The sequence below is a fragment of the Georgenia yuyongxinii genome, from assembly GCF_006352065.1.
GTDB lineage: Bacteria > Actinomycetota > Actinomycetes > Actinomycetales > Actinomycetaceae > Georgenia > Georgenia yuyongxinii.
This window is the reverse complement of sequence record NZ_CP040915.1, coordinates 1443643-1466431: the sequence shown is the minus strand read 5'-3', so window position 1 is coordinate 1466431 and position 22789 is coordinate 1443643. Positions and strand designations below refer to the sequence as shown.

General features: G+C 73.6%; 21 protein-coding genes. 2 read left to right on the top strand and 19 right to left on the bottom strand.

Annotated features, from left to right (window positions below; genetic code table 11):
* The first annotated feature begins 231 nt into the window (after positions 1-231).
* Entirely contained in the window at positions 232-1524 is a 1293-nt protein-coding gene (locus FE374_RS06665) for an MFS transporter (RefSeq protein ID WP_139927792.1), read from the top strand.
* A gap of 102 nt (positions 1525-1626) precedes the next feature.
* Complete coding sequence (locus tag FE374_RS06660; RefSeq protein WP_139927791.1) at positions 1627-1857, top strand: RNA-binding S4 domain-containing protein; 231 nt, start codon at positions 1627-1629, stop codon at positions 1855-1857.
* Between the two features lie 4 nt (positions 1858-1861).
* Here the strand turns inward: FE374_RS06660 and FE374_RS06655 are convergent, their stop codons facing one another.
* From FE374_RS06655 to FE374_RS06565, 19 genes are all read right to left on the bottom strand, one after another.
* A complete protein-coding gene (locus FE374_RS06655) occupies positions 1862-2098 on the bottom strand; it encodes a hypothetical protein (protein WP_139927790.1) in 237 nt (78 codons plus the stop codon).
* A complete protein-coding gene (locus FE374_RS06650) occupies positions 2077-2598 on the bottom strand; it encodes a hypothetical protein (protein ID WP_139927789.1) in 522 nt (173 codons plus the stop codon). The genes FE374_RS06655 and FE374_RS06650 overlap by 22 nt, the downstream gene beginning before the upstream one ends.
* Positions 2599-2795: 197 nt before the next feature.
* Positions 2796-6341 (bottom strand): DNA polymerase III subunit alpha, encoded by a 3546-nt coding sequence (gene dnaE, locus FE374_RS06645; protein WP_139927788.1) that lies wholly within the window; start codon positions 6339-6341, stop codon positions 2796-2798.
* 85 nt (positions 6342-6426) lie between these two features.
* Complete coding sequence (locus FE374_RS06640) at positions 6427-6975, bottom strand: GNAT family N-acetyltransferase (protein ID WP_139927787.1); 549 nt, start codon at positions 6973-6975, stop codon at positions 6427-6429.
* Positions 6972-7904 carry an RluA family pseudouridine synthase gene (locus FE374_RS06635; protein ID WP_139927786.1) on the bottom strand — a complete coding sequence of 311 codons (933 nt, stop codon included), beginning with the start codon at positions 7902-7904 and terminating at the stop codon, positions 6972-6974. The genes FE374_RS06640 and FE374_RS06635 overlap by 4 nt, the downstream gene beginning before the upstream one ends.
* Positions 7897-8490, bottom strand: coding sequence for a signal peptidase II (gene lspA / locus FE374_RS06630; protein WP_139927785.1), 594 nt, complete (start codon positions 8488-8490; stop codon positions 7897-7899). Before lspA ends, FE374_RS06635 begins: the two co-directional genes overlap by 8 nt.
* A 73-nt stretch (positions 8491-8563) precedes the next feature.
* Complete coding sequence (locus FE374_RS06625) at positions 8564-9172, bottom strand: DivIVA domain-containing protein (protein ID WP_139927784.1); 609 nt, start codon at positions 9170-9172, stop codon at positions 8564-8566.
* 119 nt (positions 9173-9291) lie between these two features.
* On the bottom strand, positions 9292-9579 hold the full coding sequence (locus tag FE374_RS06620) for a YggT family protein (protein WP_139927783.1): 288 nt from the start codon (positions 9577-9579) through the stop codon (positions 9292-9294).
* A gap of 3 nt (positions 9580-9582) precedes the next feature.
* The gene (locus FE374_RS06615; protein WP_139927782.1) at positions 9583-10071 is read right to left on the bottom strand and encodes a cell division protein SepF; all 489 of its coding nucleotides are present in this window, start codon (positions 10069-10071) and stop codon (positions 9583-9585) included.
* A 94-nt stretch (positions 10072-10165) separates the two neighbouring features.
* A complete protein-coding gene (locus FE374_RS06610; RefSeq protein ID WP_139927781.1) occupies positions 10166-10954 on the bottom strand; it encodes a polyphenol oxidase family protein in 789 nt (262 codons plus the stop codon).
* The gene (gene ftsZ / locus FE374_RS06605; RefSeq protein ID WP_139927780.1) at positions 10951-12213 is read right to left on the bottom strand and encodes a cell division protein FtsZ; all 1263 of its coding nucleotides are present in this window, start codon (positions 12211-12213) and stop codon (positions 10951-10953) included. The genes FE374_RS06610 and ftsZ overlap by 4 nt, the downstream gene beginning before the upstream one ends.
* Positions 12214-12381: 168 nt before the next feature.
* Positions 12382-13314, bottom strand: coding sequence for a cell division protein FtsQ/DivIB (locus FE374_RS06600; RefSeq protein ID WP_168205612.1), 933 nt, complete (start codon positions 13312-13314; stop codon positions 12382-12384).
* Entirely contained in the window at positions 13311-14645 is a 1335-nt protein-coding gene (murC, locus tag FE374_RS06595; protein ID WP_223173711.1) for a UDP-N-acetylmuramate--L-alanine ligase, read from the bottom strand. The genes FE374_RS06600 and murC overlap by 4 nt, the downstream gene beginning before the upstream one ends.
* 34 nt (positions 14646-14679) lie before the next feature.
* Entirely contained in the window at positions 14680-15855 is a 1176-nt protein-coding gene (murG, locus tag FE374_RS19505) for an undecaprenyldiphospho-muramoylpentapeptide beta-N-acetylglucosaminyltransferase (RefSeq protein WP_223173660.1), read from the bottom strand.
* A complete protein-coding gene (locus FE374_RS06585) occupies positions 15848-17146 on the bottom strand; it encodes an FtsW/RodA/SpoVE family cell cycle protein (protein WP_139927776.1) in 1299 nt (432 codons plus the stop codon). The genes murG and FE374_RS06585 overlap by 8 nt, the downstream gene beginning before the upstream one ends.
* A complete protein-coding gene (murD, locus tag FE374_RS06580) occupies positions 17143-18636 on the bottom strand; it encodes a UDP-N-acetylmuramoyl-L-alanine--D-glutamate ligase (RefSeq protein WP_139927775.1) in 1494 nt (497 codons plus the stop codon). The genes FE374_RS06585 and murD overlap by 4 nt, the downstream gene beginning before the upstream one ends.
* Positions 18633-19718 carry a phospho-N-acetylmuramoyl-pentapeptide-transferase gene (mraY, locus tag FE374_RS06575; RefSeq protein ID WP_139927774.1) on the bottom strand — a complete coding sequence of 362 codons (1086 nt, stop codon included), beginning with the start codon at positions 19716-19718 and terminating at the stop codon, positions 18633-18635. Before mraY ends, murD begins: the two co-directional genes overlap by 4 nt.
* On the bottom strand, positions 19715-21178 hold the full coding sequence (locus FE374_RS06570) for a UDP-N-acetylmuramoyl-tripeptide--D-alanyl-D-alanine ligase (RefSeq protein ID WP_139927773.1): 1464 nt from the start codon (positions 21176-21178) through the stop codon (positions 19715-19717). The genes mraY and FE374_RS06570 overlap by 4 nt, the downstream gene beginning before the upstream one ends.
* On the bottom strand, positions 21175-22746 hold the full coding sequence (locus FE374_RS06565) for a UDP-N-acetylmuramoyl-L-alanyl-D-glutamate--2,6-diaminopimelate ligase (RefSeq protein ID WP_139927772.1): 1572 nt from the start codon (positions 22744-22746) through the stop codon (positions 21175-21177). Before FE374_RS06565 ends, FE374_RS06570 begins: the two co-directional genes overlap by 4 nt.
* Between the last annotated feature and the right edge of the window lie 43 nt (positions 22747-22789).

Below are 22789 nucleotides of genomic sequence, written 5' to 3'. Positions count from 1 at the left end.
CTAGTTCCCACCGCACCGCGGCCCCTGGGCCGCCCGTCCCGTCGGCGGCGCGCCCGTCCCGGCGTCGCCGCGCACGGTCGGGTCCTCGTCCTCACGAACTGGGCCGGCAGGCGTCTTTATGGAGTGCAGAATTTACTCTCTACCTCTTTTCGTGGCGCGGAACACATGCCTAAGGTCCTACTCCACACGTTTCAGTCGCCCGACCGGAACAAATCCCCTCAAGGAGGCCCGATGGCGGCGCTCACCCAGGAGCAAACCCTCGGATCAGCAGCTGCGGACCAGGTCGTGCTTCAGCCGTCCCGGCTGAGCCGGCGCGGGCTCGCGGCAGTCGTGGTCGCGTGGCTGTTCGTCGTCTTCGACGGCTACGACCTGATCGTCTACGGCACCGTGCAGGCCCGGCTCCGGGAGGAGTGGGCGCTGGACAGCACGCAGGCCGGCACGCTCGGGTCCGTCGCGTTCCTCGGCATGACGCTCGGGGCGCTGGGCGCCGGACGGTTGGCCGACCACTTCGGCCGCAAGCGGACCATCATCGGCTCCGCCGTCGTGCTGTCCGTGTTCACCGCCCTGTGCGCCGTCGCCACCGACCCGATGATGTTCGGCGCGCTGCGCCTGCTGGCCGGGCTCGGCCTCGGCGGCCTCGTGCCGAGCGCGAACGCCCTCGCCGCGGACCTGGTCCCGCTGCGCTGGCGGGCGGCCACCGCCACGATGATGATGTCCGGCGTCCCGATCGGCGGGTCGTTCGCCGCGGTGGTCGGCATCCCGGTCATCCCGGCGTTCGGCTGGCGGCCGATGTTCGCCGTCGCGCTGGTCGCGCTGCTCCTGCTCGTCCCGCTCGCCGCGAAGGTCCTGCCCAACGACGCCGGGCACGCCCGCGCGCACGCCAACCATGTGCACCGGCCCGGCTTCGGCACCCTGCTGCGGGCACCGTTCCTGCTGATCACCGTGATGTTCGCGCTGGCCACCGTCGTCACCCTGATGGCCTGGTACGGGCTGGGCACCTGGCTACCGAACCTCATGGAGATCGCCGGGTACGACCTCGGCTCCGCACTCACCTTCGCCTTGGCCCTCAACCTCGGCGCCGTGGTCGGGTCCGTCGCCACGGCATGGGCCGGGGACCGGTTCGGCACCGTGCCCACCGGCATCCTCGCCGCCGCGCTGGCCGGCGTGGCCCTGCTCACGCTCATCACCCAGCCACCGGTCGCCCTGGTCTACCTCGTCCTGGTCCTCGCCGGGGTGGGGACCCACGGCACGCAGGCCCTGATCATCGCCGCCATCGCCACGTACTACCCGGCCAACCTGCGCGGCACCGCCCTCGGCTTCGGCCTCGGCGTGGGCCGCGTCGGCGCCGTCGCCGCCCCGCAGCTCGGCGGCCTTCTGCTGGCCGCCGGGCTGGGCGTGGGCTCGAACTTCCTGCTCTTCGGCGGCTGCGCCGTGGCCTCCGCCGTCCTGCTCGCCGCCATCTGGCGCCGCTTCGGCATCACCCACGACGCCGACGCACGCACCGCCTCCCCCACCGCCCACTGACCCCACCCGCCGAGCTGCCAGTTGCTCCCGGGAGGTCCCATCACGGGAGCAACTGACATCTCGCGACCAACGCCGGGGCGGGGGCCTGGCACGATCGGTGTCATGACCGTCGACGACGTCCCCACCGTGCCCATCGAGGGCACCATCCGCCTGGGGCAGTTCCTCAAGCTCGCCAACCTCGCCGAGTCCGGCGCGCACGCCCGCGACCTCGTCGCCGACGGCGAGGTCAGCGTCGACGGCGAGGTCGAGACCCGCCGGGGCCGGCAGCTCGAACGCGGGATGCTGGTCGAGGTCGACCTGCCCGGGGGCACCGTCGCGGCCCGCGTGGGCTGAGCGGTCAGCGGTCGTGGGCGAACGCCCGCAGCCGCTCGATCGTGGAGCCGTCGGCCAGGTGGATCGTCAGCTCGAACTGCCCACCGGCGCCGGGCCACCACGCGTCGTAGTAGCCGCTCCCCACGGTCGCCTGCACGGACTCGGGCAGCTCAGCGGGGAGGGCCGGGGCATCGTCGGGTGACACGAGCGGGTGCACGTCGACGCCGACGACGTCGGTGCCTACCCGACCCAGGATCGCCATATATCTCTCGGCGCCCGTGCCGCCGCCGACGGCGAGGACAGAGTCGACGTCCGCCGGCCCCAGGCCCGCCGGACCTTCCACGAAGCTTCCCCAGCCGGAGCTGTGGGGTGCCCGTCCACGAGCAGGCAGTGCGCCATCGCTACGGGACTGGCGGTCACCACGAACGTGATGTCGCCGCGTTCTTCCGCGAGGACCACGTCGCCGGAGCTCATGCTGGGGCCGCCCGACGAACCGGGGTCGCACGGGAGCTGGCCGAGCAGATTCTCCAGCTCGGTGGCCGGGACTTCCTCCGGCACGGCGGTCCAGGTGGCGAATGCGTGGTCCGGTGCACCCCAGGGCGGCAGGACGACCAGGCCGGCGGCCACCGCGGCGACGTCCTCCGCCCCGGCCGGCCCGGTGCGGCGCTCGACGAACCGCACCAGGTCGTCGTGGAGGTCCTCGAACATGCTCCGGAAGGCCGCCGCGTCGGCGCCGTCGAGGATCGGCGTCCCACAGGCCATGTCGCACCGGACGGCCGTGCCGGTGCGCAGGTGGGTCGAGGCGCGCTTATACCCCTACATGTCCGGCAAGGCCGGGAGCCCTACATCCACGTGTGGACAAGCCGCGTCGCACGCGCAACCACCGCCAGAGGATGACATCTCACGGAGAAGATGACATCTCGCGGGCAGGAGGCGGGCGTGGCGGGTGGGGCGGCCGCTCAGTGCACCAGGCAGCTCGGCCCGAGGAGGGCCTTGAGATCCCCGAACAGCGCCGAGCTCGGCGCCACCCGCAGGTTGTCCGCGAGCTTCATCACGGTCGCCCGGCCCGGGCTGGTCAGCCGCAGCCGCACCTCGGAGGGTCCGGGGTGGTTGACGAGGATGCCGCGCAGCTGCTCGACGACGGGCCCGGTGCACCGGTTGGCCGGGAGCGTCAGGCTCACCGGGCCGTCCTGGGGGTCGGAGACGTCCGGCAACGTCATCTCCTGGGCGTAGATCGTGGGGATGTCGTCGCGGCGGTTGAGCCGGCCCTTGACCGTGATGATGGTGTCCTCGGCCAGCGCCGTGGAGACGGTGGCGAACGTCTGCGGGAAGAACAGCACCTCGATGGCGCCGGTGAGGTCCTCCACCGTGGCGATGGCCCACGGGTTGCCGTTCTTGGTCATCTTCCGCTGCAGCGTGGTGACCAGGCCCGCGATGTTCACGCTCGCGCCGTCGGGCCTCGAGTCGTCCTCGATCAGCGACGCGACCTGGGTGTCCGCCGCCCGCTGGAGCACGTGCTCGAGCCCGGCGAGGGGGTGGTCGGACACGTACAGCCCGAGCATCTGCCGCTCGAAGGTCAGCTTCTGCTTCTTGTCCCACTCGGGCAGGTCGGGGATCTCGACGGTGAACCCGGCGCCCGCCGCGTCGTCGCCGCCCAGCGCGGCGAAGAGGTCGAACTGGCCCACGGCCTCGTTGCGCTTGACGTCGACGACGGCGTCGATCGCCTCCTCGTGGCGGGCGACCAGCGCCCGGCGGGTGTGCCCGAGGGAGTCGAACGCGCCGGCCTTGACGAGGGACTCGATGGTGCGCTTGTTGCACACCACGACCGGCACCTTGTCGAGGAAGTCGGTGAAGGCGGTGAAGTCGCCCTTCTCCCGGGTCGCGAGGATCGCCTGGACCACGTTCGCGCCGACGTTGCGGATGCCCGCTAGGCCGAAGCGGATGTCGTCGCCGACGGGGGTGAAGTTCGCGGCGGAGGTGTTGACGTCCGGGGGCAGCACGGTGATGCCCATGTGGCGGCACTCCGCCAGGTACATCCCGAGCTTGTCCTTGTTGTCCTGCGTCGAGGTCAGCAGGGCCGCCATGTACTCGACCGGGAAGTTCGCCTTGAGGTAGCCGGTCCAGTACGAGACGACGCCGTAGGCCGCCGAGTGCGCCTTGTTGAAGGCGTAGTCGGAGAACGGCAGCAGGATGTCCCAGAGGGTCTTGACGGCGGCTTTGGAGAAGCCGCGCTCGAGCATGCCCGCCTCGAAGCCGGCGAACTGCTTGTCCAGCTCCGACTTCTTCTTCTTGCCCATGGCTCGGCGCAGCAGGTCGGCCTGGCCGAGCGTGAACCCGGCGACCTTCTGCGCGATCGCCATGACCTGCTCCTGGTAGACGATCAGGCCGTAGGTCGTGCCGAGGATGTCCTGGAGCGGCTCCTCGAGCTCGGGGTGGATCGGCTCGATCTTCTGCTGGCCGTTCTTGCGCAGCGCGTAGTTGGTGTGCGAGTTCGCGCCCATCGGGCCGGGGCGGTACAGGGCGCCGACGGCGGAGATGTCCTCGAAGTTGTCGGGGCGCATGAGGCGCAGCAGGGTGCGCATGCCGCCGCCGTCGAGCTGGAACACGCCGAGGGTGTCGCCGCGGGCGAGCAGGGCGTAGGTGTCGGGGTCGTCCAGCGTGAGGCGCTCGAGGTCCGGCGCCTCCTTGCCGTTGGCCACGATGTTGCTCAGCGCGTCGTCGAGGACCGTGAGGTTGCGCAGGCCGAGGAAGTCCATCTTCAGCAGGCCGAGGCCCTCGCAGGTGGGGTAGTCGAACTGCGTGATGATCGCCCCGTCCTGCGGGCGGCGCATGAGCGGGATGATGTCCATCAGCGGGTGGGAGGACATGATCACGGCGCAGGCGTGCACGCCCCACTGCCGCTTGATGCCCTCGAGCCCCTGCGCCGTGGCCACGATCTTCTGCGCCTCGGGATCGGCGTTGTAGACCTGCCGGAACTCCTCGGCCTCGGCGTAGCGCTTGTCCTTGGGGTCGAAGATGCCCTGGAGGGTGATGTCCTTGCCCATGATGGTCGGCGGCATCGCCTTGGTGAGCTTCTCCCCCATCGCGTAGGGGTACCCGAGCACCCGGGAGGAGTCCTTCAGGGCCTGCTTGGCCTTGATCGTGCCGTACGTGACCACCTGGGCGACGCGGTCGTCGCCGTACTTCTTGGTGACGTAGTCGATGACCTCTCCGCGCCGGCGCTCGTCGAAGTCGACGTCGAAGTCGGGCATGGACACACGGTCCGGGTTGAGGAACCGCTCGAAGATCAGCCCGTGCTCGAGGGGGTTGAGGTCGGTGATGCGCATCGCGTAGGCGACCATCGACCCGGCACCGGAGCCACGGCCCGGCCCCACGCGGATGCCCTGCTCCTTGGCCCACCGGATGTAGTCGGCGACGACGAGGAAGTACCCCGGGAAGCCCATCTGGGTGATGATGCCGACCTCGTACTCGCCCTGCTTGCGCACGTCGTCCGGGATGCCGTTCGGGAACCGGTAGTGCAGGCCCCGCTCGACCTCCTTGACGAACCAGGAGTGCTCGTCCTCCCCCGCGGGCACCTCGAAGACCGGCATGTAGTTGGCGCCGTCGCGGGTGGTGCGGAAAGTGACGTCGCACTGCTCGGCCACGACGAGGGTGTTGTCGCAGGCGTCGGGGTGGTCGCGCCAGACCTCGCGCATCTCGGCTGCCGGGCGGACGTAGTAGGTGTCCCCGGTGAACCGGAACCGGTTCGGGTCGGCCAGGACCGAGCCGGAGTTGATGCACAGCAGCGCGTCGTGCGTGGTGTGGTCCTCGGCCTTGACGTAGTGGGAGTCGTTGGTGGCCAGCAGCGGAGCGCCGATGTCCTTCGACAGGCGCAGCAGGTCCGGGATGACGCGGGACTCGATGTCGAGCCCGTGCTGCATCAGCTCGACGTAGTAGTTCTCCTTGCCGAAGATGTCCTGGAACTCGGCGGCGGCGCGGCGCGCCTCGTCGTACTGGCCCAGCCGGATGCGGGTCTGGACCTCGCCGGAGGGGCAGCCGGTGGTGGCGATCAGGCCCTTGCCGTAGGTGGTGAGCAGCTCGCGGTCCATCCGCGGGGCCTTGCCCATCTGCCCGTCGAGGGAGGCGAGGGAGGCCATCCGGAAGAGGTTGTGCATGCCCTCGGTGGTGCTGGCGAGCATGGTCATGTGGGTGTACGAGCCGCGCGCCGAGACGTCGTCGTCGGACTGGGACTCGTCGCCCCAGCGCACCCGCGTCTTGTCCGCCCGGGCGGTGCCGGGCGTGAGGTAGGCCTCGACGCCGATGATCGGCTTGATGCCGGCGCTCTTGGCCTTGTTCCAGAAGTCGAAGGCCCCGAACATGTAGCCGTGGTCGGTCATGGCGATGGCCTTCTGGCCCAGCCGGTCCACCTCGGCGAAGAGCGGGTCGAGCTTCGCGGCGCCGTCGAGCATCGAGTACTCGGTGTGCACGTGGAGGTGAACGAAGTCTTCAGATCCACCGGCAGCCATGCGGGTCAGTCTAGGTCGGCCCACCGACAGTGCTGGGACGCGCCGGTGTGTCACGCGCGGCGCGTCCCACACCCCTTCTGGAGCCTCAGGAGGCGACCGTGTGGGCCATGTCCTGGTGCCAGATGCCGGCGTCGAGGTACCGCTCGCCGTTGACCACCGCGTAGCCCAGCCGCGCGTAGAAACCCATCGCGGCCTCCTGCGCGGAGAGCACCACGGTGACGGCGAGCGTGCCGGGCGCCGCACCCCGCACGGCGTGCTCGGCAAGGGCCAGACCCTCGATGGCGACGACCAGTCGGGCGCCGACACCACGGCTCCGGGCCGCGGCGCGCACCGCCAGCCGGCCGAGGTGCACCTCGCCGGGGTGGTCCGCCTCGGAGAGGAGCCGAGCGGTGCCGATCACCGCGCCGGTGGCGGTGTCGACGGCGAGGACGTGGGAGGTGGTCGCGGCGGTGTCGAGGTCGTCGATCTCCTCCTCGGTGGGCACCTGCTGCTCGTCGACGAAGACCTCCATGCGTACCTCCCACGCCTGCTCGAGCTGCTCGCGGGTGGTCACGCGCACGACGGCGACGCCGTCCGGGGCGCCGTCGTCCAGCACGACGGGCTCGCCGCCCGGGTGCGTAGGTGTGCCGCTCATCGCAGGGTGCCCTCGCGCATCCTCTCCAGGGCCGAGGCGAGGTCCTCGGGATAGGGGCTGGTCACCTGCATCCACTGGCCCCTGGGGTGGTCGAAGCCGAGCCGCACGGCGTGGAGCCACTGGCGGGTCAGGCCCAGCCGCTGCGCCAGGCGCGGGTCGGCGCCGTAGGTGAGGTCGCCCACGCACGGGTGCCGTACCGCGGCGGCGTGGACGCGGATCTGGTGGGTGCGCCCGGTCTCCAGGTGCACCTCCAGCAGCGACGCCCCGGGCATCGCCTCGAGGGTCTCGTAGTGGGTGACGGACTCCTTGCCCCCGGCGACCACGGCCATCTTGTAGTCCTGGACGGGATGGCGGCCGATGGGGGCGTCGATGGTGCCGGCCGAGGGGTCGGGGTGGCCCTGGACGAGCGCGTGGTAGACCTTCTCGACGGTGCGTTCCTTGAAGGCCCGCTTGAGCACCGTGTAGGCGAGCTCGGACTTCGCGACGACCATGAGCCCGGAGGTGCCGACGTCGAGGCGGTGCACGACGCCCTGCCGCTCGGCCGGCCCGGAGGTGGAGACGCGGTGCCCGGCGGCGGCCAGCGCACCGACGACGGTGGGCCCGTCCCAGCCGGGGCTGGGGTGCGCGGCGACGCCGACGGGCTTGTCGACCACGACGACGTCGTCGTCCTCGAACCGGATCTCCATGCCCTCGACGGCCACCGGGGCCGCGGTGGTGGCGGGGGCGACGTCGGGCAGCGTGACCACGAGCCAGCCGTCCGCCACGAGCCGGTCGGACTTGCCCAGGGCGCGCCCGTCGAGGGTCACGTGGCCCGCGGTGGCGAGCTCGGCGGCGCGCGTGCGGGAGAACCCGAGCAGCCGGGCGAGGCCGGCGTCGACCCGTTCGCCGGCGAGGCCGTCGGGGACGGGCAGGGAGCGGGTCTCAGGCATCGTGGGTGCCCCGGCCCGCGGCGGCCTCCGCGCCGTTCGCGGCCGGCTCCGTCTCGTGCCGGTGGGCCGCGAGGGATCCGTCCACCTCGCGCCCGCGCACCGCGAGGAGCGCGATGAGGATCGCGGCCCCGACGATGGCGATGTCGGCCACGTTGCCGATGAAGTATCCGCCGTAGCTGATGAAGTCGACGACGTGCCCCTCGGGGAAGCCGGGCTCGCGGAAGAGCCGGTCGTAGAGGTTGCCCAGGCAGCCTCCCAGGAGCATGCCGAGCGCGACCGCCCACCACGCCGACCCGAGCCGGCGGGCGATGCGCGCGACGACCACGATGACGACCACGGAGACGATCGTGAAGATCCAGGTCATGCCGGTGGCCAGGGAGAAGGCGGCCCCGGGGTTGTAGATGAGCTGCAGGCCGAGGAGGTCACCGAGCAGCGGGGTGACCTCGCCCCGGGTCAGGCGCGCCTCGGCGAGGTACTTCGTCGCCTGGTCGACGACGGCGATCGCCACGGTCAGGACGACCAGCAGCACCAGGCGGCGGCGGCGTCGGGCGGGTGCGACGGGCGGGGAGGCAGGCTGGTTGTCCATCGAGGGGAAGTGTCCCATGAACGACGGCGGTGACGACCCACCGGGTCGTCACCGCCGTCGTCTGCGGGTGGGCCTAGAGGGCCTCGGCGCGGGCGCCGCCCTCGACATTGCTCAGGAGCGACTCGAGGTAGCTCTTCAGGCGCGTGCGGTAGTCGCGCTCGAAGGTGCGCAGCTCGTCGATCTTGCGCTCGAGGAGCGAGCGCTCCTGCTCGAGCTGGGTGAGGGTCCGGTTGTGCTGGTCCTCGGCCTCCTTGACGATCCGCTGGCCCTCGAGCTGGGCCTCGCCGACGATCCGCTCACCCTCCTCCTTGCCGTTGCGCACGTACTCGTCGTGCAGGCGCTGGGCCAGGGCGAGCATGCCGGTGGCGGACTCGGGCTCCGAGGCGGAGCCGGCGGTCGGGGCGGCGTAGGCGGGGGCCGCAGCGGGCGCCGCCGGGGCGGGCTCGGGCTGGACCTCCTCGGCGGCGGGGCGGGCAGCCCCCTCGCCGCGGCTCAACTCGGTCACGCGGCGCTCGGCGGCCGCCAGCTTGGCCTTGAGCTCCTCGTTCTCCCCGGCCACCACACGCAGCGTGTTGACCACCTCGTCAAGGAAGTCGTCGACCTCGTCCTGGTCGTAGCCCTCACGGAACTTCGTGGGCTGGAACTTCTTGTTGAGGACGTCATCTGCCGTGAGCAGCGCCATTAGTCGTCACCTCGGTGTCGTGTGTCGTTCTTCTGTGGGCCTGGGACCCGCTGCCCACGGAAGCAACCGTAGCGGACCGTCAGGAGGACTTGACCGAACAGTATCGGCCGCAGGGCGTCTCAGGAAAGTCCGGCGAAAACGCCGCGCAGGATCGAGACGGCCAAAAACAGGACTAGGAAGCCCAGGTCGATCGAGATCTGCCCCAGGCGCAGCGGCGGGATGAGGCGCCGCAGGGCGCGCAGGGGCGGGTCGGTCAGCGCGTAGACACCGTTGGCGAGCACGAGCACGGGTCCCGTGGGCCGCCAGGTACGGGCGAAGACCTGGATCCAGTCGAACACCAGCCTCGCGATGAGGACGAGCATGTAGAGCAGGAGCAGGAAGGCGATGACCGCGAAGATGGTGTTCAAGACTCAGCTCTGGTTGAAGATCCGGTCCGGGGACCGGTCGTCGGGACGGCCGGACTCGACCTCGACGGTGGCGGGTGAGAGCAGGAAGACACGGTTGGTCACCCGCTCGATGGTGCCACGAAGTCCGAAGATCAGGCCAGCGGAGAAGTCGACCATGCGCTTGGCCTCGGTCTCGCTCATCCCGGTCAGGTTCATGATGACCGGCGTGCCCTCGCGGAACGCCTCGCCGATGACCCGGGCCTCGTGGTAGGTCGCGGGGTGCACCGTGACGATGCGACGCAGGTCCTCCACGGCCGGGGCCTCCTCCGTGTGCAGGACGGCGGCGCGGGAGATCGGGGTGACCTCCGCGCGGTGCTCGCTGCGCTCGGTCACGTCCGCTCGCACGGCGTCCTCCTCGCGGTAGGTCTCGGCCTCGGGGCCGTCCTCGTACTGCTCGTCCTCGGGCTCGGCCAGGGACAGGTACTCCATCATCTTGCGCATTGTTCCGGCCATCGCTGCTCCTCGTCGCTCATCCGCCGGCCGGACGCTGGTCACGCCGATCCGTCCCTGCCGACGCTAGACCAGGCCCCGCACGCGTCGCAGCACGTCAGACGGCGTGTCGCACCCTACCCCCGGGGACCCTCACAGGGACGACGCCGCCCGTGCGGACCACGCCGGCGAACCGGCCGGTACGGTTACCGGCCGCCGGGCCGGCCCGGCGGTAGGAGTAGAACCGGTCGTCCTCGCGCGTGCACAGGGCGAGGTGGTGGACGCGGGTGACACCGGCGCCGGCGAGCGTGTGCAGGACGCCGGCCGGGAGGTCCAGGGCGGGGGTGCCCCACGACGTCGTCGCGGCCGTCCCGGGCACCGCGGCGGCGACGTCGTCACGCAGCTGGGTGGGCACCTCGTAGCAGCGCCCGCAGATGCTGGGCCCGACGGCGGCGTACAGCGCGTCCGCGGGCACACCGTGCTCGGCGAGGCGGGCGAGGGTGACCTCGAGCACACCGCGGACGAGCCCCTGACGGCCCACGTGGGCGGCGGCGACGACGGTGCCGTCGGCGGCGGCGAGCAGCACCGGGACGCAGTCGGCGACGAGGACGCCGACGGCCGCGGCAGCGGTATCCGGCCGGCCCGCCGAGGTGGCGACGAGCCCGTCGCACTCCCCCACCGAGTCACCGGGTGCCGACGTGTCCCCGGGCTGTCCGCCGACCACCCGCACCGCCGCGCCGTGGACCTGGTCCATCCAGGCCACCGGCGCGCCGAGGGTGGCCGCCAGGCGGTCGCGGTGGCCGCGGACGGCGGCGGGGTCGTCCCCGACGTGGAGGGCGAGGTTGCCCACGGCGCGCGTGGTGAACCCACCTCGCGCACCGGGACCGAGCTCGCCCCAGAGGATCACTTGAGGAAGTCGGGGATGTCCAGGTCCTCGTCGCGGCGGGCGCGCACCGGCTCCTCGTCGAAGACCCGCGGGACCTCGAAGGACCGGGTCCGCGGGAACTCCCCGTCGGCGCCGATGAAGGCCGGCACCGGCTCGGCCACCGGCTCCGGGGCCAGGGGCGCCGGCACGGGCTCGGCCGGGCTGGGCGCGGCGCGGTGGGTGGGCTCGCTGAGCTCCGGCGCCGGCTCGCTGGGAGTCACGACGGCCGGAGCCGCGGGCGCCGCAGCGGCGGGGTTGATCCGGCTGGCGAGCTTGCCGCTGGAGGACGGGCCGCTGCCCTCGTCGAAGCCGGCGGCGATGACGGTCACGCGGACCTCGTCGCCCAGCGCGTCGTCGATGACCGCGCCGAAGATGATGTTGGCCTCGGGGTGGGCGGCCTCCTGGACCAGGCGGGCGGCCTCGTGGATCTCGAACAGACCGAGGTCGGAGCCACCCTGGATGGACAGCAGCACACCGTGCGCGCCGTCGATGCTGGCCTCGAGCAGCGGCGAGGAGATCGCCAGCTCGGAGGCCTGGACGGCGCGGTCCTCGCCGCGTGCCGAGCCGATGCCCATGAGCGCGCTGCCCGCGCCCTGCATGACGGACTTCACGTCGGCGAAGTCGAGGTTGATCAGGCCCGGGGTGGTGATGAGGTCGGTGATGCCCTGGACGCCGGAGAGGAGCACCTGGTCGGCGGACTTGAAGGCGTCCAGGACGGAGACGCCGCGGTCGCTGATCGAGAGCAGCCGGTCGTTGGGGATGACGATGAGGGTGTCGACCTCGGCACGCAGGGCGTCGATGCCGGAGTCGGCCTGGACGGAGCGGCGCCGCCCCTCGAAGGTGAACGGCCGGGTGACGACGCCGATGGTCAGCGCACCGAGGCTCCGGGCGATGCGCGCGACGACGGGCGCGCCTCCGGTGCCGGTGCCGCCACCCTCGCCAGCGGTCACGAAGACCATGTCGGCCCCGCGCAGGACCTCCTCGATGTCCTCCGCATGGTCCTCGGCGGCCTTCTTGCCGACCTCGGGATCGGCGCCGGCGCCCAGCCCGCGGGTCAGCTCGCGGCCGACGTCGAGCTTGACGTCCGCATCGGACATGAGCAGGGCCTGCGCGTCGGTGTTGATGGCGATGAACTCCACGCCCTTCAGACCGACTTCGATCATCCGGTTGACGGCGTTCACGCCGCCACCGCCGATGCCCACCACCTTGATCACTGCCAGGTAGTTCTGCGGTGCCGCCACGTCGGTCCCTCTCGTCGTCATCCTCGAGCCAACCCTCAACCTCTACTTCAGGGTTAGACTTATGTCATTTCCTGCCCCCACCGAGGACGCTAGGTCCCCGGCCGGGGCGGGGCAATCACCATGGGGTGCGTGTCGCGCGGCATGTGGTGCGCGCCTCCTCGGCCGCCCTCACGAGGTGGTCGGCGAGCGGGGCACGCTCACGTCGTACACCCCCGCGGTCTGCTGCCGGAGCACCCGCAGCACCTGCGTCTTCAGCTCGCTCTCCTGCGCGCTGCCCCACCGGACCGTGGCGCCGTCGTCCAGGGTGAGCGTGACCTGCGCGGTGCCGGAGGCTCCCGCGGTGGCGACCTGGCCGAGGACGTCCTCGGGCAGGGCGGCCAGCACCGCGAGCACGGCCCGCAGTGCCGGCGCCGTCTCGTCGGCCGCGTCCAGCGGGACCGTGACCTGCGGCAGGCCCTCGGGCACCGCGCCGCCCGCGGCGACCTGCACGCCGTCGGCGTCGAGCAGGACCCAGCCCTCGCCCTGCGCGACGGCTGCGACCGGCTCGCGAGCCACGACGCTCACGGCGACGCCCCGGGGCCAGGACCGGACCACCTGCGCCTTCTCGACCTGGGGGATGTCCCTCAGGCGTGCGGTGATCGCGGAGGTGCTCACGCGCAGCAGCGGCGTGCCGAGCTCAGGCTCGACGACGGCCCGCACGGTGGCCTCGTCCACTGTGGTGCCGGTGAGGGTCACCTCGACCTCCTCCAGCGCCAGCACCGGCGAGGCCAGCAGCACCCAGGCCACCGCCGCGAGGACGGCGAGCACCCCGGCGGCGACGGCGGCACGCACCAGCCGCAACCGTCGGGCCGCGGCTTCGCGCTCGGCCATCCGGGCGGTGAGGCCGGTGCTGACCCGTTGCCCGCCGCCGCGGCCGAGCACGTTCCCGGTGCCGACCGGCCGTGCCTGGGCCGGGCGCGCCTGGGCCGGGCTTGCCGGTGCGCGGCGCTCCGCGGGTGGGCGCACGGTCACCTCGGTGCCGGCGGCCGGTCGAGCGGTGGAACGCGGGGCGGGCCGGGGGGCGGGGCGACGCGGCTGCCGGGGTGCGGCGGGCGGCCTCATGCCCGCTCCCGCAGCCGGTCGAGGATCACCGCGCCCAGCTCGGTGACGTCCCCGGCGCCGACCGTCATGGCCAGGTCGCCGGGCCGGGCGAGGTCGGCCAGGGCACGGGCGGCCTCGATCCGGTCGGGCACGTACCGGGCGGCGGCGGCGCTCATCGCGTCGGTGATGAGCGAGCCGTCCACGCCGGGCAGGGGGTCCTCCCGCGCGGCGTACACGTCGGTCACGACCACCTCGTCGGCCAGGGCGAGCGCCTCGGCGAAGGCGCCCGCGAAGTTCTGGGTGCGCGAGTACAGGTGCGGCTGGAACAGCGCCAGCACCCGGCCACCCGCGGCGGCGAGCCGGGCGGTGCGCAGCGTGGCGGCCACCTCGGTGGGGTGGTGGGCGTAGTCGTCGACCACGCGGACGCCGGCGGCGGCGCCCTTCTCCTCGAAGCGGCGCCCGGTGCCGGTGAAGGCGCCCAGCGCCCGCGCCATGACGTCCGGCGCCACGCCGAGCTCGACCCCCGCGCACCACGCGCCGGCGGCGTTGAGCAGCATGTGCGCCCCGCCGACGGCGAGCTCGAGCGGCTCCTGGCGTGCGTCGTCGTGCAGGACGGCCGTGGACCCGCGGGGCCCCAGCTCGGTGAGGTCCATCCGCACGTGCCCGGGCAGGTCCCCGGGGCCGGTGCCGTAGGTGCGCACGCGGATCCCGGCCGCCGCGGCGTGCCGGGCGAGCGCGAGGGCGCCGGGGTCGTCGGCACAGGCCACGAGCAGGCCGCCGGGCACGATGCGGCCGGCGAAGTCCTCGAAGGCCTGCCGGAAGGCGGCCTCGGAGCCGTGGTGGTCGAGGTGGTCGGGCTCGATGTTGGTGACCACGGCGACCGTGGGGGCGTAGTTGAGGAAGGAGCCGTCCGACTCGTCGGCCTCGGCGACGAACGCGCGCCCCTGCCCCAGGTGGGCGCCGGTGCCCAGGGCCAGGACGGTGCCGCCGATGGCGTAGGAGGGGTCCTCGCCCGCCTCGCGCAGGGCGACGGCGAGCATGGCGGACGTGGAGGTCTTGCCGTGCGCGCCGGCCACCGCCACGAAGTCCAGGCCCGCCGCGGCCAGCGCCAGGGCCTGTGAGCGGTGGAGCACTTGCTGCCCCCGGGTGCGGGCCACCGCCAGCTCGGGGTTGGTCTCGCGAACGGCGGTGGAGACGACCACGGCGGCGTCGGCGGGCACGTGGGCGCCGTCGTGGCCCACGTGCACCTGGGCGCCGAGGCCGCGCAGGCGGGCCAGGACGGCGGAGTCGCGCTGGTCGGAGCCGGAGACGGCGTGGCCGCGGCTGAGCAGGAGCTCCGCGACCGCGGACATGCCGGCGCCCCCGATGCCGACGAGGTGGAAGCGGTCAGCCACGGTCCTCCCCCTCCGGCGCGGCGGGGCGCCCGGCGGCCTCGGCGACGATCGCGGCCAGGCGGTCGGCGCCGTCGCCCGGGCCGGCGCCGGCCGCGGCGGCACCCATGCGGGCCAGCGCCTCGCGGTCGGCGAGCAGGGCGGGGACGTGGCCGGAGACCCAGGCGGCGTCCAGGTCGGCGTCGGCGACGAGGACTCCCCCGCCGGCGGCGACGACGTCGGCGGCGTTGAGCCGCTGCTCGCCGTTGCCCACCGGGAGGGGGACATAGACGGCGGGCAGCCCGAGGGCGGCGAGCTCGGCGACGGTGCCGGCACCCGAGCGGCAGACCACCAGGTCCGCGCACGCATAGGCGAGCTCCATCTCGGGAAGGTACTCACGCACGTGGTACTGCGCGGGGTCGGCGGAGGCCAGGGCGGCACGCACGGGCCCGTCCTTGCCACGACCCGTCAGGTGCAGCACCTGCGCGCCGGCGCGGAGCACCGCCGCGGCTGCCGCGGGGACCGCCTCGTTGAGGCGCTGGGCGCCGAGGGAGCCGCCGGTGACGAGCAGGGTGGGCCGGTCCGGGTCCAGGCCCAGCTCGGCCGCCGCCGCGGCCCGGCGTGCCGCGGCGCCGGCCAGTGTGGCCCGGTCGGCCACGAGCGCGGCAACGGGGGTGCGCAGCGGCAGTCCGGTCACCTCGGTACGGCCGCGGCCGGCGCGCAGCGGCGTCGAGGCGAAGGTCAGGGCGACGGCGGTGGCCCAGCGGGCCCCGAGCCGGTTGGCCAGCCCCGGGCGCGCGTTCTGCTCGTGGATCACCACGGGTACCCCGAGGCGGCGCGCGGCCAGGTAGGCGGGCGTGGCCACGTAGCCGCCGAACCCGACCACCACCTCGGCCCGGGTGTCCCGGATGGCGTCGCCGGCCGCGCGGACGGCGCGGGTCAGGTTGACCGGCAGCCGCAGCAGGTCGAGCGAGGGACGGCGGGGCAGGGGCACCCGGGGCACGTGGCGCAGGGGGTAGCCGGCCGCCGGCACGAGGGTGTCCTCCAGGCCCGCCGCGGTGCCGAGCGCGGTCACCTCGGCCCCGCCGGGCCGGGCGGTGAGCGCGGCGGCGGTGGCGAGCAGGGGGTTGACGTGCCCGGCGGTGCCGCCACCGGCGAGCAGCGCCCGCAGCGGCGCGGTGCTCTCAGCCACGGCGACGCCCCCCGACCACCGCGAGCGAACGGCGCACCACACCCTTGCGAGACGCCAGCGCCCGAGCCGCCCCCGGCTCGGTGCGCGCGAAGGCGAGCACCACGCCGATCGCCATCAGGCTGGAGATCATCGCCGAGCCGCCCGCCGAGACCAGCGGCAGCGGCACGCCGATGACCGGCAGCAGCCCGATGACCACGCCGATGTTCACCAGGGCCTGGGCGAGGATCCAGGTGGCGATGGCCGCCGTCGTGATCTGCGCGAAGGGGTCGCGGTGGCGCCGGACCACCCGGAACATCCCGAGCGCGAGCACGGCGAACAGGCCGAGCACCACCAGGGTGCCGAGCAGGCCCAGCTCCTCGCCGAGGATGGCGAAGATGAAGTCGTTCTGGGCCTCGGGCAGGTAGGACCACTTCTCCCGCGAGGCGCCCAGCCCGATGCCGGAGACGCCGCCGGTGCCCAGCCCCCACAGGCCGTGCCGGGTCTGGAAGCCCACGCCCGACGGGTCGGCCTCGGACGCGCCGAGGAAGCTCATCACGCGGTTCACCCGGCTGGGGGAAAGCGCCACGAGAAACGCCATCGCCCCGGCACCCAGGACGCCGGCGACGCCGAACCAGCGCAGCGGCAGGCCGGCCACGAAGTACGCCCCGGCCACGAGTGCGACGATGACGAGCACGGTGCCCATGTCGTGCCCGGCCATCACCAGGCCGACGGCGGCGCCCGCGCCGACGATTCCGGGCAGCAGCACGTGCCGCCAGTCCGCGAGCAGGCGGCCCTTGCGGGCCAGCACCAGGCCCAGCCACAGGGCCAGGGCGAGCTTGAGGAACTCCGAGGGCTGGACGGTCTGCCCCACGCCGGGCAGGTAGATCCAGTTCACGTTGCCGCCCTGCCCGCGCGCGAGCGGGGAGAAGATCAGCATCTGCAGGCCCAGGGCGCCGATGAACGCGGGCCATGCCAGGCGGCGGTACCACTCCACCGGCACCCGTGAGGCGGCGATGCCCAGCGGCAGCCCGATGAGCACGAACTTGGCCTGGCCGACGAACTCGGCGTAGGGGTTGCCGTCGTTGTCGCGGATGGACTCGATGGTCGACGCGGAGAGCACCATGACCACGCCGATGGCGAGCAGCAGCAGGGCCCCGCCGGCCACGAGGTAGTAGCTCAGTGCGGTGATCTCACGGTCTGCGGCGGCCGCGCTGCGGCTGCCACGGGAGCCGGCACGCGGGGTCGCGCGCGCGGGCCGTGGCACGCCGGTGGTGAGCTTGCGGGGGCGTCGGACACCGTCGAGCGTGGTCATGACCGCCTCTCGAGCTCTCGTGCCGCGCGGGCGAACGCCTCACCCCGCTCGGCGTAGCTGCGGAACTGGTCCATCGACGCGCACGCCGGGGCCAGCAGCACCGTGTCGCCGGGCTGGGCGAGCCGGGCCGCCTCGGCGACGGCCGTCGGCATCACCTGATCATCGTCGGCGGTCACCTCGATCACGGGGACGTCCGCCGCGTGTCGCGCCAGCGCGGAGCGCAGCGGCTCACGGTCGGTGCCGATGAGGACGACGGCGCGCAGGTGCTCGCGCTGCCCGGCCACCAGGTCGTCGAAGCGGGCACCCTTGGCCAGGCCGCCGGCGATCCACACGCACGTGCCGGCCCGAACGGCCCGCAGGGACGCCGCGGCGGCGTGGGCGTTGGTGGCCTTGGAGTCGTCGACGTACGCCACGCCGTCGACCTCGGCGACCCGCTCGATGCGGTGGGCACCGGCCGGGAAGTCCCGCAGCCCCTGCTGCACGTGCTCCGGGTCCACCCCGTGCGCGCGGGCCAGCGCGGCGGCGGCCAGCGCGTTGGCCACCACGTGCGCGGGGACGTCCCCGCCGGCGGGGGCCAGGTGGGCGAGGTCGGCGAGGTCGGCGAGCTCGGCGGCGCTGTGCCAGCGCTCGGGGATGAAGGCGCGGTCGACCAGCAGGTCCTCCACCACGCCGACCTGTCCCACTCCCGGGCTGCCCAGGGTGAAGCCGACGGCGCGGGCGCCCTCGACGACGTCGGCGTCCTCGACCATGCGCCGGGTGACCGGGTCGGCCTCGTTGTAGACGGCGGCGACCTGCGTGCGGGCGAAGACCCGTGCCTTGTCGTCCCGGTAGGCCTCGTAGGAGCCGTGCCAGTCGATGTGGTCGGGGGCGAGGTTGAGGCAGGCGGCGGCCTGCGGGGAGACGCTGTGGGTGGCGTGCAGCTGGAAGCTGGACAGCTCCACGGCGAGCACGTCCGGCGCGTCGGGGCCGGTCGTGGTGGCCACGCGCACGATCGGGGTGCCGACGTTGCCGACGGCGACGGCCCGCTCCCCCGCCGCGTGAAGGATCGAGGTGAGCATGCCCACCGTGGTGGTCTTGCCGTTGGTGCCGGTCAGGGTCAGCCACGGGGCGCGTGAGCCGTCGGGCCGCGGCGCACGCAGCCGCCAGGCGAGCTCCACCTCGCTCCACACGGGGACGCCCGCGGCGGCGGCCCGCGCGTAGAGCGGGGAGACGGCGGGCACGCCCGGCGAGACGACGACGAGGTCGGGCCGGCCCGTCAGCACCTCGTCGGCGAGCCGGTCGGGGTCCGCGACGGCGAGCAGGCTGGTCACCGGCGGCACCTCGCCGCTGTCCCGTGCGGCGTCGAGGGCGGCCTCCGCCGCGTCGTAGCCGGCAAGCCGCGCGGCCGCGGTGGCGCCCAGCGCCTCGAGTGCCGCCCGCCCGGAGGCGCCGAGCCCGACGACGGCGACGCGGGCGCCGTCGAGCACGGGTTCGGAGCTCATGGCGCTCATGACGCGGACACCCACTCGGCGTAGAAGAGGCCCACCCCGGCCATGACGAAGAGGGCGGCGATGATCCAGAACCGCACGACGATGGTGACCTCGCCCCAGCCCTTGAGCTCGAAGTGGTGGTGCAGGGGGGCCATCCGGAACACGCGTCTGCCGGTGGCCTTGAAGAAGCCGATCTGGATGACGTCGCTCATGACGATGATGACGAACAGGCCACCGATGATCGCGCCGAGGATCTCGGTGCGGGTGAGGATCGACAGCCCGGCCAGGGCCCCGCCCAGGGCCAGGGAGCCGGTGTCGCCCATGAAGATCTGCGCCGGGGACGTGTTCCACCACAGGAACCCGAAGCAGGCGCCGACGATGGCGGCCGTGACGATCGCGAGGTCGCGGGGGTCGCGGACCTCGTAGCACTCCGGTCCGGGTTCGAGGAGGAACTGGCAGGTCTGGTTGGACTGCCAGATGGTGATGACCGTGTAGGCGCCGAAGACGAGCATCGAGGTGCCGGTGGCCAGGCCGTCGAGGCCGTCGGTGAGGTTGACGGCGTTGGACCAGGCGGTGATGAGGAAGTTCGCCCACAGCACGAACAGCACCAGACCCAGCGCCGTACCGGCCCAGGCCAGGTCGATGCCGGTGTCGCGGATGAAGGAGATCTCCGTCGAGGCCGGCGTGCGGTTGTTCTCGTTGGGGAACTGCAGGGCGAGCACCGCGAAGGTGATGCCGATGGCGGCCTGCCCGATGATCTTGCCCTTGGGGTTCAGGCCGAGGGAGCGTTCCCGGGAGATCTTGATGTAGTCGTCCAGGAAGCCGATGATCCCCAGGCCGACCATGAGGAACAGCAGCAGCATGCCCGACGCGTTCGGCGGCCGGCCCGTGACGAGGTTGCCCACCGCGTAGCCCAGCACGGTGGCCGAGATGATGACCACCCCGCCCATGGTGGGCGTGCCGCGCTTGGTGAAGTGCGCCGTCGGGCCGTCCTCGCGGATGAACTGGCCGTAGTTCTTGCGCACCAGCAGCCGGATGAACAGCGGGGTGCCCAGCAGCGAGAGCACAAGCGCGACGGCGCCGGAGATCAGGACGGCCATCATGAGGGCATCCTCCTCTCCGCGGTGGCCGGGGCTGCGAGGAGCTCGTCGGCGAGCCGCCAGATGCCCGAGCCGTTCGAGCCCTTGAGCAGGACGACGTCACCGGCGCGCAGGCGGGTGCCGAGAAGGTCGGCGGCGCCGGACACGTCGGCCACCTCGACGACCTCAGTGGCGCGCGGGACGGTCTCGCCGGCTCTGCGGGCGCCCGCCGCGAGCGGCGCGGTCCCGGCGCCGACGGCGACCAGCAGGTCCACGCCCAGGCGGGCGACCTCCGCGCCGAGGTCGGCGTGCTCGGCGGCGGAGTCCTCGCCCAGCTCGAGCATCTCCCCGAGCACCGCGACCCGGCGGGTGGCGGCGGGGTCGGTGCCGCGCAGGCCGGCCAGGGCACGCAGCCCGGCGCGCATGGAGTCGGGGTTGGCGTTGTAGGAGTCGTCGACGATGCGGACACCGTCGGCGCGGGTGCGCACGTCCATGCGGTGCGGGCTCGCCGCACCGGCGGTGCCCAGCGCCGCCGCGACGTCCGCCAGCGGCAGGCCGAGCTCGAGCGCGACGGCCGCGGCGGCGAGGGCGTTGGTGACGTGGTGCTCCCCCACCAGCGCCAGCGTCACCGGGACGCTGCCCGCGGGGGCGGTGAGGGTGAAGCGGGCGTGCCCGGCATCGTCGAGGGTGACGTCGTGCGCCTGCACGGACGCGTCCGGGCCGCGGCCGAAGGTGACCACCCGGGCGGGCGCCAACGGCGCCATGGCGGCGACGCGGGGGTCGTCGGCGTTGAGCACGGCGGTGCCCTGCGGGGCCAGGCCGGTGACGAGCTCGGACTTCGCCTTCGCCACGTTCTCGATGCCGCCGAACTCGCCCAGGTGGGCGCGGCCGACGGCGAGCACGACCGCCACGTCCGGCGGGGCGACGGAGGTGAGGTAGTCGAGGTTGCCCACCCGGTCCGCGCCCATCTCCAGCACGAGCGTGGCCGTGCTCGGCCGGGTGCGCAGGACGGTCAGCGGCAGCCCGATCTCGTTGTTGAAGGACCCGGGCGGGGCGATGCGGTCCCCGAGCGGGGCCAGGAGGTGGGCGAGGAGGTCCTTCGTCGTGGTCTTGCCGACCGACCCGGTCACCGCGACCACCCGCAGCTGGTCGTGCGGGCCGCGGGCCGCGCGGACCTGGGCGAGGACGTGCCGGGCGAGCGTGCCGAGGGCCGCGGCGACGTCGTCGACGACGACGAGGCGGTCCTGGGCGTCCGGGGCGGCGCCCGCGCGTGCGACGAGCGCCCCCGTCGCGCCGGCGGCCAGCGCCCGGGCGACGTAGTCGTGCCCGTCGACGTGCTCACCAGCGAAGGCGGCGAAGAGGTCGCCGGGGCCGGCGGCGCGGGAGTCGGTGACCACCTCGCCGTCGATGACGGCGCCGGTGGCCGGTCCGGCGAGGCGCCCGCCGGTGGCGGCGGCGACCTCGGCCAGGGTCATGGTGATCATTCGGGTCCTCCGGTGCGCTGCGCGAGCGCCGCGCGCACCTCGTCTCGATCGTCCAGCTGGTGTGCGGTGCCCGCGATCTCCTGGACGGTCTCGTGCCCACGACCGGCCACGAGCACCGTGTCCTCCGCGCGGGCCTCGAGGACCACCGTACGGATGGCCTCCGCCCTCAGGGCAATCTCACGGACGGTGGCGCCTCTCACAGCGCGGGCGCCGGCGAGGACCTCGGCGCGGATCTGGGCGGGAGGCTCGTCGTGGGGGTCGTCGTCGGTGACCACCACGACGTCGGCGGCCTCGGCCGCCACACGGCCCATCTCGGGGCGTTTGGTGCGGTCCCGCTCCCCCGCGGCGCCGAAGAGCACCACGAGGCGGCCGGTGGTGGTGGGGCGCAGCGCGGCGAGGGCCTGGGCCAGGGCGTCGGTGTTGTGGGCGAAGTCGACGAGGACGCGGGGCGCGTCGCTGAGCTGCTCCATCCGGCCCGGGACGGCGGGGCTGAGGCCGCCGGCGGCGTCGAGCGCTTGCTGCAGCGCGACCGGGTCCACGCCGGACTCCAGCACCATGGCCGCCGCCAGGGCGGCGTTGGCGAGGTTGAAGGTGCCGGGCATCGCGGTGGTGGCGCGCAGGGTGCGGCCGTCGGTGTGGGCGAGGGTGAAGGCGGTGCCCGTGGCGTCCACGCGCACGTCCTCCACCCGCCAGTCGGCGGGGACGTCGGCGGCGGCGGTCACGGCCAGCGCGACGGTCGGGGTGCCGGCGGCGCGCGCCTGGTCGACGAGCCGGCGACCCCAGGCGTCGTCGACCAGCGCCACGCCGCGGCGGGACCGCGCGGGGGCGAAGAGGCCGGCCTTGGCCTGGAAGTAGCTCTCCAGGTCGCCGTGGAAGTCGAGGTGGTCCTGGGTGAGGTTGGTGAAGCCGGCGACGTCGTAGACCAGCGGCTCCACCCGGCCCAGGGCGAGCGCGTGGGAGGAGACCTCCATGACCAGGTCGTCCACCCCGGCGTCGACCATGGCGGCCAGGAGGGCCTGCAGGTCGGCGGGCTGGGGGGTGGTCAGGGTCGCGGGGACGGCCCGGTCGCCGACCCGCACCTCGACGGTGCCGATGAGCCCGGTGGTGCGGCCGAGCGCACGCAGGGCGTGGTCGACCATGAACGCCACGGTGGTCTTGCCGTTCGTGCCGGTCACCGCGAAGGTGCCCAGGGTCTGGCCGGGGAGGCCGTAGAGCTCGGCGGCGAGCCGGCCGAGCAGGGCGGGGACGTCCGCCGCCACGAGGACGGGGACGCCGAGGTCGGTGCCGGCGAGCAGCTCGGCGCCGGCGGGGTCGGTGAGGACCGCGGCGGCGCCGGCGGCGACGGCGGCCGGGGCGAACCGGGCGCCGTGGACGTGGGCCCCGGTGTGCGCGGCGAACAGCTCACCGCCGGCGACCTGCCGGTTGTCGGCGCGGACGCCGGAGACGAGGACGTCCTGCCACCCGGGTGCCCCGGACGGGTCGAGGCGGAAGGCCGCGGCGAGATCGCCGAGGCGGTGCGGCGGTGGTGCGGCGGGGCGCAGCGGGGCGTCGTCTGGCGAAGCGGTCACCGCTCCATTGTTCCCGCCGGCGCCGGCGCGGCCATCCGACGTG

What these genes read in the sequence shown, in the direction of transcription:
- FE374_RS06665 (WP_139927792.1), top strand. Translation starts at nt 232, where the DNA reads ATGGCGGCGCTCACCCAGGAGCAAACCCTCGGATCAGCAGCTGCGGAC.
- FE374_RS06660 (WP_139927791.1), top strand. Translation starts at nt 1,627, where the DNA reads ATGACCGTCGACGACGTCCCCACCGTGCCCATCGAGGGCACCATCCGC.
- FE374_RS06655 (WP_139927790.1), bottom strand. Translation starts at nt 2,098, where the DNA reads ATGGCGATCCTGGGTCGGGTAGGCACCGACGTCGTCGGCGTCGACGTG.
- FE374_RS06650 (WP_139927789.1), bottom strand. Translation starts at nt 2,598, where the DNA reads ATGGCCTGTGGGACGCCGATCCTCGACGGCGCCGACGCGGCGGCCTTC.
- dnaE (WP_139927788.1), bottom strand. Translation starts at nt 6,341, where the DNA reads ATGGCTGCCGGTGGATCTGAAGACTTCGTTCACCTCCACGTGCACACC.
- FE374_RS06640 (WP_139927787.1), bottom strand. Translation starts at nt 6,975, where the DNA reads ATGAGCGGCACACCTACGCACCCGGGCGGCGAGCCCGTCGTGCTGGAC.
- FE374_RS06635 (WP_139927786.1), bottom strand. Translation starts at nt 7,904, where the DNA reads ATGCCTGAGACCCGCTCCCTGCCCGTCCCCGACGGCCTCGCCGGCGAA.
- lspA (WP_139927785.1), bottom strand. Translation starts at nt 8,490, where the DNA reads ATGGACAACCAGCCTGCCTCCCCGCCCGTCGCACCCGCCCGACGCCGC.
- FE374_RS06625 (WP_139927784.1), bottom strand. Translation starts at nt 9,172, where the DNA reads ATGGCGCTGCTCACGGCAGATGACGTCCTCAACAAGAAGTTCCAGCCC.
- FE374_RS06615 (WP_139927782.1), bottom strand. Translation starts at nt 10,071, where the DNA reads ATGGCCGGAACAATGCGCAAGATGATGGAGTACCTGTCCCTGGCCGAG.
- FE374_RS06600 (WP_168205612.1), bottom strand. Translation starts at nt 13,314, where the DNA reads ATGAGGCCGCCCGCCGCACCCCGGCAGCCGCGTCGCCCCGCCCCCCGG.
- murC (WP_223173711.1), bottom strand. Translation starts at nt 14,645, where the DNA reads ATGTCCGCGGTCGCGGAGCTCCTGCTCAGCCGCGGCCACGCCGTCTCC.
- FE374_RS06585 (WP_139927776.1), bottom strand. Translation starts at nt 17,146, where the DNA reads ATGACCACGCTCGACGGTGTCCGACGCCCCCGCAAGCTCACCACCGGC.
- murD (WP_139927775.1), bottom strand. Translation starts at nt 18,636, where the DNA reads ATGAGCGCCATGAGCTCCGAACCCGTGCTCGACGGCGCCCGCGTCGCC.
- mraY (WP_139927774.1), bottom strand. Translation starts at nt 19,718, where the DNA reads ATGATGGCCGTCCTGATCTCCGGCGCCGTCGCGCTTGTGCTCTCGCTG.
- FE374_RS06570 (WP_139927773.1), bottom strand. Translation starts at nt 21,178, where the DNA reads ATGATCACCATGACCCTGGCCGAGGTCGCCGCCGCCACCGGCGGGCGC.